Origin of the sequence: Burkholderia sp. Bp8992, from assembly GCF_003853705.1 — a bacterium.
Classification (GTDB): Bacteria; Pseudomonadota; Gammaproteobacteria; order Burkholderiales; family Burkholderiaceae; genus Burkholderia.
Map to the genome: position 1 here is coordinate 376,398 of NZ_QTQI01000004.1, position 13,932 is coordinate 390,329.

Below are 13,932 nucleotides of genomic sequence, written 5' to 3' on the forward strand. Positions count from 1 at the left end.
GCTTTAGCGGTTACTCTGGTCCCATGCAGAGCAGCCCGGTGGCAAGGAGAATGACGCGATGACCGAAGGTTCATCCCACGATACGCACGCCCCCGTGCAGGACCGCCCGGCAAACGGGCTCGAATTCGAACTGCTGACGACCGACGGCCACGCGCGACGCGGCCGCGTGAAGCTCAACCACGGCACGGTCGAGACGCCGATCTTCATGCCGGTCGGCACGTACGGCACCGTGAAGGCGATCCAGCCGCGCGAGCTGCACGAGATCAAGGCCCAGATCATCCTCGGCAACACGTTCCACCTGTGGCTGCGCCCGGGCCTCGACACGATCGACGCGCACGGCGGCCTGCACGGCTTCATGGGCTGGAACAAGCCGATCCTGACCGACTCGGGCGGCTTCCAGGTGTTCTCGCTCGGCGACCTGCGCAAGATCACCGAGGACGGCGTCACGTTCGCGTCGCCGATCAACGGCGACAAGCTGTTCCTGTCGCCGGAAGTGTCGATGCAGATCCAGAAGGTGCTGAACTCCGACATCGTGATGCAGTTCGACGAGTGCACGCCGTACGCGACCGACGGCGTGCCGACGACGCACAAGGAAGCGGCCGACTCGATGCGCATGTCGCTGCGCTGGGCGAAGCGCTCGCTCGACGAATTCGACCGGCTCGGCAACCCGAATGCCCTCTTCGGGATCGTGCAGGGCGGAATGTTCGAGGACCTGCGCGACGAATCGCTCGCGGGCCTCGCGGAACTCGGCTTCCACGGCCTCGCGATCGGCGGGCTGTCGGTCGGCGAGCCGAAGGAAGACATGATGCGCGTGCTGCAGCACGTGGGCCCGAAGCTGCCGGCCGACAAGCCGCACTACCTGATGGGCGTCGGCACGCCGGAGGACCTGGTCGAGGGCGTCGCGAACGGCATCGACATGTTCGACTGCGTGATGCCGACCCGCAACGCGCGCAACGGCTGGCTGTTCACGCGCTTCGGCGACGTGAAGATCCGCAACGCGACGCACAAGAACTCGCTGAAGCCGCTCGACGCGAGCTGCACGTGCTACACGTGCCAGAACTTCTCGCGCGGCTACCTGCATCACCTGCACCGCGTCGGCGAAATCCTCGGCGCGCAGCTCAACACGATCCACAACCTGCACTACTACCTGCAGCTGATGAGCGAGATCCGCGAGGCGATCGAGACCCACACGTTCGACGCATTCCGCCAGCGCTTCGCGGAGGATCGGGCGAGAGGGGTCGACTGACCGGCCGGCCGCGCGATGGCTTGCGCGGCGGTTCGTCGCATAAGACGAGTACTAAATGACACGCCCCGACGACCCGACACGACCGCCAAATATTACAATTGCCTTTCCATATAAGCCGTAACGGTGTCGGTTCGCGCTTTAACAGCTTGATCCGAAAGCGCATTTGCCGATCCGTTTGCGGATGGGGCCGGTGGTAGAATAACCGGCTTATTTTTCGATCTTCCCCTACGGAGAGACCAACGTGCCGTTCATTTCCAATGCCTTCGCGCAAGGTGCCGGTGGCGCCGAATCGAGCCTGATGAGCTTCCTGCCGCTCATCCTGATGTTCGCGGTGCTCTACTTCATCATGATCCGTCCGCAGATGAAGCGCCAGAAGGAACACCGCAACATGCTCGCGGCCATGGCCAAGGGCGACGAAGTCGTCACGAGCGGTGGCCTCGTCGGCAAGGTGACGAAGGTCACCGAAGGCTACATCGGCGTCGAAATCGCCGAAGGCACCGAAATCACCGTGCAGAAGGCTGCCGTCACGACCATTCTGCCGAAGGGCACGATCAAGTCGCTGTAAGCCCTTCACCGAGCGTCCGGCTCCCCGCGCCGTGCCCGCCTGAGAGAGCGGGCCGCCGCGGCGCCGGACGCGACGCTGTCACGCCAACCACCCGTTCGGCCCCCTCATGAATCGTTATCCACTCTGGAAATATGTCGTGATGGTCGTGGCGCTCGCCATCGGCCTTCTGTACACATTGCCCAACTTCTTCGGCGAAGCGCCGGCGGTGCAAGTGTCGAGCGGCAAGGCCACGGTCAAGCTCGACTCGACCACGCTGACCCAGGTCGAATCGGCGCTCGCGTCCGCGCAGATCACGCCGGACGACGTCACCTTCGAGAACACGGCGACCAACGCGAACATCCGCGTGCGCCTGAAGGACACCGATACGCAGCTGCGCGTCAAGGACCTGCTGCAGAAGTCGCTGAACGCCGACCCGAACGATCCGCAGTACGTCGTCGCGCTGAACCTGCAGAGCGCGTCGCCGCGCTGGCTGACGGCCCTGCACGCGCTGCCGATGTATCTCGGCCTCGACCTGCGCGGCGGTGTGCACTTCCTGCTCCAGGTCGACATGACGGGCGCGCTCACGAAGAAGCTCGACTCCGACGCATCCGACGCACGCTCGCTGCTGCGCGACAAGAACATCCGCGACGGCGGCGTGAGCCGCGTCGACCAGTCCGTGGTCGTCAACTTCAGCGATGCGCAGACGGCGGACGACGCCCGCAAGGTGCTCGCCGCTTCGATCACCGAACTGCAATGGGCGACGCAGCCCGGCGGCGGCGGCACGCAAGTCGTCGGCACGTTCACGCCGGCCGTGCAGAAGTCCGTCGAGGACGCCGCGCTCAAGCAGAACCTGACGACGCTCCACAACCGCGTGAACGAGCTCGGCGTGTCCGAGCCGATCCTGCAGCAGCAAGGCAGCGACCGCATCGTCGTCGAACTGCCGGGCGTGCAGGACACCGCGAAGGCGAAGGACATCATCGGCCGCACCGCGACGCTCGAGGCGCGCCTTGCCGACCCGATCAACACGCACCCGAACCCGAACGACCCCGTGCCGCCGGGCGAAGAGCTGTTCACGCAGGGCAACCAGGCGCCCGTGCTGCTGAAGAAGGACGTGATCTTCACCGGCGACCGCATCATCGATGCGTCGGCCGGCTTCGACGAGCACCAGCGTCCGTCGGTCAACATCCGCCTCGATTCGGCCGGCGGCCGCTCGGTGCGCGCGGTGTCGCGCGAGAACATCGGCAAGCCGATGGCGATGGTGCTGTTCGAGAAGGGCAAGGGCGAAGTGCTGACGGTCGCGACGATCCAGTCCGAACTCGGCGACCGCTTCCAGATCACGGGCCAGCCGACGCCGCAGGCTGCGGCCGACCTCGCGCTGCTGCTGCGCGCCGGTTCGCTCGCCGCTCCCATGGACATCATCGAGGAACGCACGATCGGCCCGAGCCTCGGCGCCGACAACATCAAGATGGGCGTCCACTCGGTGATCTGGGGCTTCTGCGCGATCGCCGTGTTCATGATCGCGTACTACATGCTGTTCGGCGTGGTGTCGGTGATCGGCCTGTCGGTGAACCTGCTGCTGCTCGTCGCCGTGCTGTCGCTGATGCAGGCGACGCTGACGCTGCCCGGTATCGCCGCAATCGCGCTCGCGCTCGGCATGGCGATCGACTCGAACGTGCTGATCAACGAGCGCGTGCGTGAAGAACTGCGCGCCGGCCAGCCGCCGCAGCTCGCGATCCAGGCCGGCTACGCGCATGCGTGGGCGACGATTCTCGACTCGAACGTCACGACGCTGATCGCCGGCCTCGCGCTGCTCGCGTTCGGCTCGGGCCCGGTCCGCGCGTTCGCGATCGTGCACTGCCTCGGTATCCTGACGTCGATGTTCTCCGCGGTGTTCTTCTCCCGCGGGATCGTCAACCTCTGGTACGGCGGCCGCAAGAAGCTGAAGTCGCTCGCGATCGGCCAGGTGTGGAAGCCGGAAGGCGCCGCAGCCGCCGCGTCGTTCACCGACGTGGACGAATCGACCGACACCGCGCGCGCCGCGAAGCTCGCCGCCCCGGCGCAGGGCAACGCGCCGCGCACCGGCAAGCCGCAGCTGCGCAACCGCGCGCAGCAACGCGTATCGCCGAAGAAACCGGGCTCGACCCAATAAGGCCCCGGAGACGAGACCATGGAATTTTTCCGCATCCGTAAAGACATTCCGTTCATGCGGCACGCGCTGGTGTTCAACGTGATCTCGCTGGTCACGTTCCTCGCCGCCGTGTTCTTCCTGTTCCACCGCGGGTTGCACCTGTCCGTCGAATTCACCGGCGGTACGGTGATCGAGGTGCAGTACCAGCAGGCCGCGGAGCTCGAACCCGTGCGGGCAACGCTCGGCAAGCTCGGCTATGCCGACGCGCAGGTGCAGAATTTCGGCACGTCGCGCAACGTGCTGATCCGCCTGCAGCTGAAGGAAGGCCTCACGTCCGCGCAGCAGAGCGACCAGGTGATGGGCGCGCTGAAGGCGCAGAGCCCGGACGTCACGCTGCAGCGCGTCGAGTTCGTCGGCCCGCAGGTGGGCCGGGAGCTCGCGACCGATGGCCTGCTCGCACTCGCGTGCGTCGTGATCGGCATCGTGATCTACCTGTCGTTCCGCTTCGAGTGGAAGTACGCGGTGGCCGGCATCATCGCCAACCTGCACGACGTCGTGATCATTCTCGGCTTCTTCGCGTTCTTCCAGTGGGAGTTCTCGCTGGCGGTGCTCGCGGCCATCCTCGCGGTGCTCGGCTACTCGGTCAACGAGTCGGTCGTCATCTTCGACCGGATCCGCGAGACGTTCCGCCGCGAACGCAAGATGAGCGTGCAGGAAGTGATCAACCACGCGATCACGACCACGATGTCGCGGACGATCATCACGCACACGTCGACGGAAATGATGGTGCTGTCGATGTTCTTCTTCGGCGGCCCGACGCTGCACTACTTCGCGCTCGCGCTGACGGTCGGCATCATGTTCGGCATCTACTCGTCGGTGTTCGTCGCGGGCTCGCTCGCGATGTGGCTCGGCATCAAGCGCGAAGACCTGATCAAGGACAAGAAGGCCGCGCACGACCCGGACGATCCGAACGCAGGCGCGCAGGTTTAAGCGCCCCGCTGCTTCGGCATCAAAGCAAGGCCGGCCCGTTTGGGCCGGCTTTTTTTGTGCGCGCGTCGCCGCGATGCGGCCCGCGGCCGGCCCGACCTGCACCGTCGCGGGTGTCGGCTACAATCGTCACCGCCCTGCCCCGCTCCATGCCGGCCGCGCGCCGGCCGGGCAGGCACCGTCGCCACCCGTCCGAACGTGCAGTCCCGATGATGCCTCCCATGCATGTCGTTCGTCGCCTTGCCGTCTGCGCAGCCGCCGCGGCCGCGTTCCCGTATGCGCCGCTCGCCGGTGCGCAACCGGCGTCTGCACCAGCCGCCGCCTCGCTGCCCGTCACTTCGCCATCCGCCGCTTCGGTACCCGCCGCCCAACCGCCCTCGCTCTGCCCGCCCGACTGGGAACCGCAGCTCTGTGAACTGAAGGCGGCCGTCGAAGTACTGAAGAAACAGCACCTGACCGACGTCGACATCGGCGCGCTGCTCGACGCCGCGACCCACGACGGCATCAAGACGTTGCCGTACGCGCGTTTCTTCAACGCGAAGGAGGAGCAGGAACGGCGCGACGACGAGCGGCGGGCGCGCGACGGCACGCCGGGCATCGGGATCGTGTTCGAGACGCGGCCCGACGGATTGCACATCATCGACGTGATTCCCGACGCACCGGCCGAGAAGGCCGGCGTGCGGCCGGACGATCTCGTCGTCGCGATGAACGACAGGAGCGTCGTCGGCATCGACAGCGGCGAACTCCTGAAACTGGCAAAGGGTGACGCGGGCGTGCCGCTGAAGCTCACGGTGCAGCGCGGCGCGAAGCACGAAGTGCTGACCTTCGCGCCGGTGCGCGCGATCGTCAAGCCGCATCCGGCGATCGCGAAGCGGCTCGACGGCGACCTCCTGTACACGCGGCTGTCGAGCTTTCCGGAACCGGCGGTCGGCGACTATGTCGACGCCGTGCAGGCCGCGCGCCGCGCGGGCCCGCCGGTGAAAGGGCTGATCCTCGACCTGCGCATCAACGGCGGCGGCGCGCTCAATGCGGCGATCGGCATCACCGCGCTGTTCGCGGGACGCGACCGCACCGCGATGGTGACGGTCGAGCGCGGCGACGCGCACCGCCGCCGCTACACGACCAACTGGCCCGACTACGAACTGCCCGTCATGCACGGGCAGGATCCGCTCGCGCCGCTGCAGGCCGACGACTGGTGGCGCACCGTGCCGCTCGTCGTGCTCGTCGACGGACAGAGCGCGTCGGCCGCCGAGGCGACCGCGGCCGCGCTGAAGGATCTCGGCCGCGCGAAACTGCTCGGCATGCCGACCTACGGGAAGGGGCTCGCACAGACGGGCGTCGACCTGATCGACGGCACGCGCCTGAACTTCACGTACGCGCGCAACCTGCGGCCGAACGGCTGCCCGATGGACGGCTACGGTGTCGTGCCGGACTGGCTCGTGCCGCCGCGCCGCGACTCGGACGTCGACGGCGTGCTGCTGTGGTACCGCGAAGTCGATCTCGCGCGGGCGCCGTATGCGGACCGGCTGGCGCCCGACCCGTTCGCGCAGGTGCGCAAGGCGCGGCAGAAGCTGCGCGACGCGCGCGTGCGCGCGAAGGTCGATACGGCGAGGAGCACGGCACTGCCGCAGCGCGCGTTCGGCACCGCCGCCGACTGGCAGCTTCAGCAGGCGCTCGCCGCACTCGCGGGGCGCCCGGTGCGGACCATCGACGCGCCGGCGCAACTGATGCCGGCGCAGCCGGTATGCGAGCGCGCCGACCGCTGACGCGCCGCCTGTCTATCGAAAACCGAATCGCTTGCGCAGCACGACCAGCGCCGCGAGGCTCAGCACGGCCGCGAACATCAGGTAGAAGCTCGGCGCGGTCTTCATCCCGGTCGCGCGGATCAGCCACGCGATGATGAACGGCCCGAAGCCGCCGAAGATCGTCACCGCGACGTTATACGCGAGCGACATCCCGGTCGTGCGCGTCTGCACCGGGAACACCTCCGACAACAGGCCCGGCAGCGCCGCGAAGTAACCGGTCATCAGGAAGGCGAGCAGCACCTGCAGCGCGATCAGCGCGCCGAAGCCCGGATGCGCGACGAGGTACGCGAACGCCGGGTAGATCAGCACGAGGATGCCGATGGCCGGCGCGATCATCACGCGCACGCGGCCGTATTGATCCGACCAGTGGCCGACGAGCGGCGCGAACGCCATCTGGATCACGCCGACGACGAGGATCGCCGCGAACGCGGCCGACGGCGCGAGGCCGAGCTGCTTCACGCCGTAGGTCGGCATGAACAGCACGAGATAGGTGGCGACGGTGCCGAGCACGACCACGCCCATCGCGGCAACCAGGCGCGCCTTGTGCGACGCGAACGTGTCGCGCAGCGGGTTCGCGGTGCCTTCGGACGCGAGGAATTCGGGCGTCTCGTCGACCTTCGTGCGGATGTAATAGGCGACGGGCCCGAGCAGCAGCCCGAAGAAGAACGGCACGCGCCAGCCCCACGATGCCATCTGCGCGGCCGAGAGCTGCGCGTTCAGCACGGTGCCGAAGCCGGCGGCGAGCAGCGTCGTGAGCCCCTGGCTCGCGACCTGCCAGCTCGCGAAGAAGCCGCGCCGGCCCGGCACGTGTTCGGCGAGGAACGCGGTCGCGCTGCCGAACTCGCCGCCGGCCGAGAAGCCCTGCATCAGCCGCGCGGCGACGAGGATCACCGGCGCGGCGACACCGATCGTCTCGTAGGTCGGCAGCACCGCGATGATCAGCGTGCCAGCCATCATCAGCAGGATCGACAGCGTGAGCGCGGCCTTGCGGCCCGCGCGGTCGGCATACGCGCCGAGCACGATCGCGCCGAGCGGCCGCATGAAGAACGACACGCCGAACGTGCCGAGCGTGAGCAGCAGCGACACGGTGTCGTTGCCGGCCGGGAAGAACAGCTTCGCGATCGTGACCGCGAAGAAGCCGTAGACGACGAGATCGAACCACTCGAGCGCATTGCCGATCGACGCGGCGACCACCGCGCGCCAGACGCGCGGCGACGAGGCAATGGAACGGGACTGCGTGGCGGCATGCATCGGCGATCTCCTTGTCGTTGTACGTTCTGTTCGAGGCGGCCGTGCTCGCGCCGTCGGCCTGCCCGGCGCCGCATGGCCGCATGCTGCGCTCGGGCGATTATAGGCGCGCAAAAAAAACCGCCGCGCCCCCCGGTAACGGGAGCGCGGCGGTGTGTCCGCGCGGCCGGCACGATGGCCGGCCGCGTCGGGGAGCCTTACTGCTGCTTGACCGCTTCGGCCGTGATCAGCAGCTTCGTCTTCATCTTGAAGCCGTACTGCTTGCCGTAGTCGAGACCGAAGTCGTCGCGGCTGAATTCGCCGACTGCGTCGACGCCGCACACTTCACGCTTGAGCATCGGGTGCGGCATGCACTTGAACGAATCGATCTTCAGCGTGAGCGGCTTCGTGACGCCGTGCAGCGTCAGGTTGCCGACCACCGACACCGGCTTGTCGCCGTCGAACTTGATCGTGCCCTTGTAGTTCGCCTGCGGGAACTTCGCCGCATCGAAGAACTCGGCCGTCTGCAGGTGCTCGTCGAGCTTCGCGCTGCCCGTGTGGATCGACGCGATGTCGGTCGTCACGTCGACCGTGCCGGTCTTCGCCGCGCGGTCGAGCGTCACGGTGCCGCTCGACTTGTCGAACTTGCCGCGCCAGACCGACAGGCCGCCGAAATGGTCGGCCTCGAAGCTCGGGTACGTGTGGCTCGGGTCGAACTGGTAGGTCGCGCTTTCGGCGAAGGCCGAGAACGACAGCGAAGCGGCCAGCGCGCCGGCGGCGATGATCAGATGCTTTTTCAAACTTTTTCTCCTGGGAACGGCGCCGCGCCCTCGCGCGGCATTCAGTTGAAGTTCAGGCGGCAACCCGCCGCTTACTTCGTGGCAACGAGATGGAACTTGATCTGCACTTCGTCGGCGACGATCGACGTGTCCTTCCATTCGCCGGTGCCGACGTTGAAGGCCGAACGCTTGATCGGCAGCACGCCGTCGAACGTCTGCGTCGCGCCGCTTTGCGCGACCGTGACGGGCACCGTGACGGTCTCGGACTTGCCCTTGATCGTCAGCTTGCCGGTCACGTTGTACTTGTTGCCGCCGGCCGGCGCGATCGCCGACGACACGAACGTCGCCTGCGGATACGCCTTGGCGTCGAACCAGTCCTTGCCGGCGACCTGGTCGTTGTACATCTTGTCGCCGAGGTCGAAGCTCGCGACGTCGATCGTCATTTGCGCGCTGCCCTGCGCGGCCTTCGCCGGGTCGAACTTCACCTGCGCGGAAAACTTCTTGAACGCGCCTTCGGTCGGCACGTTCATCTGCTTCGACACGGCAGACACCTTGCTCTTCGCGAGATCGACATCGGCGTGCGCCGCGCCCGACGCGACAAGTGCCGCCGCGGCGAACGCGGTCAGCATGGAGCGGGAGAAAGACACTTTCATGGGATCCTTCATTTGGCAGAGGGAAGCATCCGCGACAGCAGGCCGTCGCGGTCCAACAACTGGTGCTTGAGCGCCGCGAGCACGTGCATCGCGACGAGTGCAAGCAGAATGTAATTCAAGGACACGTGGAGCGTCTTGAAGGTTTCCTTGAGCGCCGGATCGGGGTCGATCAGCCGCGGCAGCGGCACGATGCCCAGGTAGACGACCGGGATGTTCGACGCTGAGCTGTACAGGTAGCCCGTCACGGGGATCGCGATCATCAGCACGTACAGCAGCATGTGCACGCCGTGCGATACCGCGCGCTGCCAGGCCGGCGTATCGGCCGGCAGCGGCGGCGGCACGTGCGTCGCGCGCCACAGCACACGGACGACGGCCAGCGCGAACACCGTCACGCCGATCCACTTGTGCCACGAGAAGTACTTCAGCTTCGTCGGCGTGAAGCCGGGGATGTCGGTCATCACCCAGCCGAGCGCGAAGCCGCAGATGATCAGCAGCGCGATCAGCCAGTGCAGCGCGATCGCGGTATGCGCGTAGCGTGCCGGCGCGGCCGGCGGCGATTTCGATGCCATCTTGGATTCCTCAGTTCAGCGAACAGCTGCGCCGGGCATTCGTCCGACGCTTGTCAAGGGCGCCATGCTACCGCAACCTTTTGACGCGCGCGGACTCCGAGAACAGGCGCGTCAGCGGGCTGACGGCTTCCCGTCATGTTACTGACCGGTCACAAATCTCACGATCCTTGACGCACCGAAAAAGGCCTTTTGGTAAGATTGGCGCGGGTTCCGGCCCCGTCGACGCGTTCCCCCGGCCGTCGCACAACCGCCTTTTCCATGCAACGAAACGACCTGATTGCCTGTCACGAGTGCGACGCACTGTTGCACAAACCGCGCCTCAGCGGCCGCGAAATCGCGCGCTGTCCGCGCTGCGACGCGCTGCTGTATCGCAACAGCGCTGCTCAGATCGAGCGGATCTGCGCGCTCGCGCTCGCCGCGCTGATCACGTTTTCGATCGCGCAGGCGTTTCCGATCCTCGAAATGGACTTGAACGGCAACCGCGTGCAGACGACGCTGATCGGCGCGATCGACGCGCTGTGGCGCCAGGACATGGCCGTCGTCGGCGTGATGGTGTTCTGCTCGACCGTGCTGTTTCCGCTCGTCGAGATGGCCGCGCTGCTGTACCTGCTGCTGCCGATGCGGCGCGGCGTCGTGCCGCCCGGGTTCAACCTCGTGCTGCGCGCGATCGAGCTCGCGCGGCCGTGGAGCATGATCGAGGTGTTCATGCTCGGGATCGTCGTCACGATCGTGAAGATGGTGAGTCTCGCAAGGGTCGTTCCCGACGCTGCGCTGTTCGCGTTCGGCGCGCTCACGTTGATGATCGCCGTCGTGCTGATGTTCGATCCCCGTACGCTGTGGGACCTCGCCGACGACCTGCGCGCCGGGCGCTCGCCCGGGCAGCCCGACCCGGCCGCGCCGCTGCCGGAAGCCCCCCGCCGATGACGATCCCGACCGCCGCCCGCGAGGGCTATGTCAGCTGCCACACGTGCGGGCTCGTGCAGACGCTCGACCACCCGCACGCGCACTGCGCACGTTGCGGCGCCGCACTCCATGTCAGGACGCCGAACAGCCTGATGCGCACGTGGGCGCTGCTGCTCGCGGCCGCGATCCTGTACATTCCCGCGAACCTGCTGCCGATCATGCGCACGGCGTCGATCGTCGGCGCGCAGGAAGACACGATCATGAGCGGCGTCATCTATTTCTGGATCTCCGGCGACTGGCCGCTCGCCGTCGTCGTGTTCGTCGCGAGCATCCTCGTGCCGATGCTCAAGCTCGGCGTGCTGCTGATCCTCGTGATCAGCGCGCAGCGCCGCGCCACATGGCGGCCGCTGCAGCGCACGCGCCTGTTCCGGATCGTCGAACGCATCGGCCGCTGGTCGATGCTCGACATCTTCGTCGTGACGCTGACCGTCGCGCTCGTCCATTTCCGTTCGCTCGCCGTCATCACGGCCGGCCCCGGCGCACTCGCGTTCGGTTCGGTCGTGATCCTGACGATGCTCGCGTCGATGCAGTTCGATCCCCGCCTGATCTGGGATCCAGTCGAAACCTCAGGGAATCACCATGAATAGTCCACAAGGCCCGCAGCAAGACGCGCCCCGACCGCCCGATCCGGCGATCTCGACGAAAAGCGGCTGGCTGCCGTCGCTCGTCTGGCTCGTGCCGCTGATTGCCGCGCTGATCGGCATCGGCCTCGTGATCAAGTCCGTGCGCGAGCGCGGCCCGGAAATCACGATCAGCTTCCACAGCGCCGAAGGGCTCGAGCCCGGCAAGACCCAGGTCAAGTACAAGGACGTCGAGATCGGCACGGTCAAGACGATCAAGCTGTCGAAAGACCTGTCGCGCGTGCTCGTCCAGGTGCAGTTGAAGAAGGAAGCCGAGGATTTCGCGGTCAAGGGCTCGCGCTTCTGGATCGTGCGGCCGCGCATCGGCGCGACCGGCGTGTCGGGGCTCGGCACGCTGCTGTCGGGCGCGTACATCGGCGTCGACGCCGGCCACGGTCAGGACTCGCTGACCGACTTCACGGGCCTCGAGACGCCGCCGGCCGTCACGGGCGACCAGAAAGGCACGCAGTACGTGCTGCGCGGCGATTCGCTCGGCTCGGTCGACATCGGCTCGCCGGTCTACTACCGCCGCGTCCAGGTCGGCCAGGTGGTCGGCTTCTCGCTCGACAAGGACGGCACGGGCGTCACGTTCAACGTGTTCGTCAATGCGCCGTACGACCAGTACGTCGGCATGAACACGCGCTGGTGGCAGGCGAGCGGCGTCGACCTGCGGCTCGATTCGAGCGGCCTGAAGCTGAACACGCAGTCGCTCGCGACGGTGATCCTCGGCGGCATCGCGTTCCAGACGCCGCCGAACCAGGGCAGCGGCACGACCGCGCCGAACAACACGACGTTCCGCCTCGGCTCCGACGAGGGCGACGCGATGCGCGACCCGGACGGCCAGCCGCTGCAGGTCGTGATGAACTTCAACCAGTCGCTGCGCGGGCTCGCCGTCGGCGCGCCGGTCGACTTCCGCGGCATCGTGCTCGGCGAAGTGACGAACATCGGCATCGACTTCGATCCGAAGACGAAGAACTTCCTGATGCCGGTGACGATGAACGTATATCCGGAACGCCTCGGCCGCCGCTTCCGCGAGACGATCGAAAGCAAGGGCGAACCGGCGCGCCGCGAGATCGTCGAGCGGCTCGTCCAGCACGGGCTGCGCGGCCAGCTGCGCACCGGCAACCTGCTGACGAGCCAGCTGTACGTCGCGCTCGACTTCTTCCCGAAGGCGCCGCCCGTGAAGATCGACACCGCCCACCTGCCGTTCGAGCTGCCGACCGTGCCGAACACGCTCGACGAGTTGCAGCTGCAGGTCGCCGACATCGCGAAGAAGCTCGACAAGGTGCCGTTCGACCAGATCGGCGCGAACCTGAACAGCGCGCTGTCGAACGCCGACAAGCTGTTCAAGCAGCTCGACACGCAGGTCGCGCCGGAAGCGCGCGACACGCTGTCGGCCGCGAAGCAGACCTTCTCGACCGCCGAGGCGACGCTGCAGCAGGATTCGCCGTTGCAGTCCGACGTGCGCGGCGCGCTGAAGGAGCTCACGCGCACGCTGCAGTCGCTGAACGCGCTCGCCGACTATCTGGAGCGCCACCCCGAATCGCTGCTCAAGGGCAAGCCAGGAGATAAACAATGACGACACGCGTGAACGGTTTCGCGAGCGGCGCGGCGGCGGCCTTCGCCGCACTCGCGCTCGCCGCGTGCAGCTCGCCGCCCGCGCGGTTCTACACGCTCAGCCCGGCCGACGCCGCGGCGCCCGTGCGCACCGCGCCGGCCAACCCGGCGTTCCTGATCGAGGTGCCGCCGGTCGGCGTACCCGAGCAGGTCGCGAAGAACCAGCTGGTCGTGCAGAAAAACGCCGCGCAGGTCGACGTGCTCGAGCAGGAACGCTGGGCGGCACCGCCCGCCGACGAGATCCGCCGCGCGCTGTCGGACGATCTCGCCGCGCAGCTCGGCACGATCGACGTCGCGAATTCCGCATACCCGCCCGGCGTGCCGGTGTATCGGATCAGCGTGAACGTGCAGCGCTTCGAATCGTGGCCCGGCAAGCGCGCGGCGGTCGATGCCGTGTGGAGCGTGCGCTCGCTCGCCACGCAGGCCGTGATGACCTGCCGCACGAGCGTCGCGGAACCGGTCGCCGACGGCTACGACGCGCTCGTCGCCGGCCACCGGCACGCGCTCGACGTGATCGCGACGCAGGCCGCGGCCGGCGTGCGCGCGATGGCGGCGCGCCGTGGCGCGGCAGCCGCGACGACGCCCGCATCCGGCAGCAAGGCGGCCGCTGCGCCGGTCGTGCCGTGCCCGGCCAACCCGACGTCGGGCGGCGACGCCGGCGCGACGGGCAAGTCCGGCGCGTAAGCGGGCAGCAGGCAGCGCGCAGGCGAGCGTTCGAAGCAGCGCGCTCCTGCGTGGCGCATCCGGTCGCGATCGCCGGCCGTTACCGGCGGCATCGCGCCGCCGCGACCGGC

13 protein-coding genes are annotated in these 13,932 nt (G+C 67.5%); 9 read left to right on the top strand and 4 right to left on the bottom strand.

The genetic code is table 11. The features are described 5' to 3' along the window. Positions 1-58: 58 nt before the first annotated feature. From tgt to DIE03_RS08920, 5 genes are all read left to right on the top strand, one after another. The gene (gene tgt / locus DIE03_RS08900; RefSeq protein WP_124449426.1) at positions 59-1,246 is read left to right on the top strand and encodes a tRNA guanosine(34) transglycosylase Tgt; all 1,188 of its coding nucleotides are present in this window, start codon (positions 59-61) and stop codon (positions 1,244-1,246) included. 241 nt (positions 1,247-1,487) lie between these two features. After that, positions 1,488-1,811 (top strand): preprotein translocase subunit YajC, encoded by a 324-nt coding sequence (yajC, locus tag DIE03_RS08905; protein ID WP_006476868.1) that lies wholly within the window; start codon positions 1,488-1,490, stop codon positions 1,809-1,811. Between the two features lie 106 nt (positions 1,812-1,917). After that, entirely contained in the window at positions 1,918-3,939 is a 2,022-nt protein-coding gene (secD, locus tag DIE03_RS08910) for a protein translocase subunit SecD (protein ID WP_124449428.1), read from the top strand. An 18-nt stretch (positions 3,940-3,957) separates the two neighbouring features. Further along, positions 3,958-4,908, top strand: a complete 951-nt coding sequence (gene secF / locus DIE03_RS08915; protein WP_124449430.1) for a protein translocase subunit SecF — start codon at positions 3,958-3,960, stop codon at positions 4,906-4,908. A gap of 218 nt (positions 4,909-5,126) precedes the next feature. Next, the gene (locus DIE03_RS08920) at positions 5,127-6,671 is read left to right on the top strand and encodes a S41 family peptidase (RefSeq protein WP_260434833.1); all 1,545 of its coding nucleotides are present in this window, start codon (positions 5,127-5,129) and stop codon (positions 6,669-6,671) included. A gap of 12 nt (positions 6,672-6,683) precedes the next feature. Here DIE03_RS08920 and DIE03_RS08925 read toward each other — a convergent pair whose 3' ends face one another. The 4 genes from DIE03_RS08925 to DIE03_RS08940 form a co-directional block, all read right to left on the bottom strand. Continuing rightward, a complete protein-coding gene (locus DIE03_RS08925; protein WP_124449432.1) occupies positions 6,684-7,961 on the bottom strand; it encodes an MFS transporter in 1,278 nt (425 codons plus the stop codon). A gap of 194 nt (positions 7,962-8,155) precedes the next feature. Next, on the bottom strand, positions 8,156-8,737 hold the full coding sequence (locus DIE03_RS08930) for a YceI family protein (protein ID WP_006476873.1): 582 nt from the start codon (positions 8,735-8,737) through the stop codon (positions 8,156-8,158). Positions 8,738-8,808: 71 nt separating this feature from the next. Then, positions 8,809-9,369, bottom strand: a complete 561-nt coding sequence (locus DIE03_RS08935; protein WP_124449434.1) for a YceI family protein — start codon at positions 9,367-9,369, stop codon at positions 8,809-8,811. 8 nt (positions 9,370-9,377) lie between these two features. Continuing rightward, positions 9,378-9,938, bottom strand: coding sequence for a cytochrome b (locus tag DIE03_RS08940; RefSeq protein WP_124449436.1), 561 nt, complete (start codon positions 9,936-9,938; stop codon positions 9,378-9,380). A gap of 258 nt (positions 9,939-10,196) precedes the next feature. On the opposite strand from DIE03_RS08940, the gene DIE03_RS08945 reads away from it, so the two are divergent. The 4 genes from DIE03_RS08945 to DIE03_RS08960 are packed head-to-tail and all read left to right on the top strand — an operon-like array spanning position 10,197 to position 13,822. Next, positions 10,197-10,862 carry a paraquat-inducible protein A gene (locus DIE03_RS08945; protein WP_124449438.1) on the top strand — a complete coding sequence of 222 codons (666 nt, stop codon included), beginning with the start codon at positions 10,197-10,199 and terminating at the stop codon, positions 10,860-10,862. Beyond that, positions 10,859-11,488 (top strand): paraquat-inducible protein A, encoded by a 630-nt coding sequence (locus DIE03_RS08950; RefSeq protein WP_124449440.1) that lies wholly within the window; start codon positions 10,859-10,861, stop codon positions 11,486-11,488. The genes DIE03_RS08945 and DIE03_RS08950 overlap by 4 nt, the downstream gene beginning before the upstream one ends. Continuing rightward, positions 11,481-13,100, top strand: a complete 1,620-nt coding sequence (locus DIE03_RS08955) for an intermembrane transport protein PqiB (protein WP_124449442.1) — start codon at positions 11,481-11,483, stop codon at positions 13,098-13,100. Before DIE03_RS08950 ends, DIE03_RS08955 begins: the two co-directional genes overlap by 8 nt. Then, positions 13,097-13,822: a membrane integrity-associated transporter subunit PqiC gene (locus DIE03_RS08960; protein ID WP_124449444.1), complete on the top strand. Its 726-nt coding sequence runs from the start codon at positions 13,097-13,099 to the stop codon at positions 13,820-13,822. The genes DIE03_RS08955 and DIE03_RS08960 overlap by 4 nt, the downstream gene beginning before the upstream one ends. Positions 13,823-13,932: the final 110 nt, after the last annotated feature.

Excerpts from the sequence above, each read along its gene's own strand:
- tgt (WP_124449426.1), top strand. The coding sequence starts at position 59 with ATGACCGAAGGTTCATCCCACGATACGCACGCCCCCGTGCAGGACCGC.
- secD (WP_124449428.1), top strand. The coding sequence starts at position 1,918 with ATGAATCGTTATCCACTCTGGAAATATGTCGTGATGGTCGTGGCGCTC.
- secF (WP_124449430.1), top strand. The coding sequence starts at position 3,958 with ATGGAATTTTTCCGCATCCGTAAAGACATTCCGTTCATGCGGCACGCG.
- DIE03_RS08920 (WP_260434833.1), top strand. The coding sequence starts at position 5,127 with ATGCATGTCGTTCGTCGCCTTGCCGTCTGCGCAGCCGCCGCGGCCGCG.
- DIE03_RS08925 (WP_124449432.1), bottom strand. The coding sequence starts at position 7,961 with ATGCATGCCGCCACGCAGTCCCGTTCCATTGCCTCGTCGCCGCGCGTC.
- DIE03_RS08935 (WP_124449434.1), bottom strand. The coding sequence starts at position 9,369 with ATGAAAGTGTCTTTCTCCCGCTCCATGCTGACCGCGTTCGCCGCGGCG.
- DIE03_RS08940 (WP_124449436.1), bottom strand. The coding sequence starts at position 9,938 with ATGGCATCGAAATCGCCGCCGGCCGCGCCGGCACGCTACGCGCATACC.
- DIE03_RS08945 (WP_124449438.1), top strand. The coding sequence starts at position 10,197 with ATGCAACGAAACGACCTGATTGCCTGTCACGAGTGCGACGCACTGTTG.
- DIE03_RS08950 (WP_124449440.1), top strand. The coding sequence starts at position 10,859 with ATGACGATCCCGACCGCCGCCCGCGAGGGCTATGTCAGCTGCCACACG.
- DIE03_RS08955 (WP_124449442.1), top strand. The coding sequence starts at position 11,481 with ATGAATAGTCCACAAGGCCCGCAGCAAGACGCGCCCCGACCGCCCGAT.
- DIE03_RS08960 (WP_124449444.1), top strand. The coding sequence starts at position 13,097 with ATGACGACACGCGTGAACGGTTTCGCGAGCGGCGCGGCGGCGGCCTTC.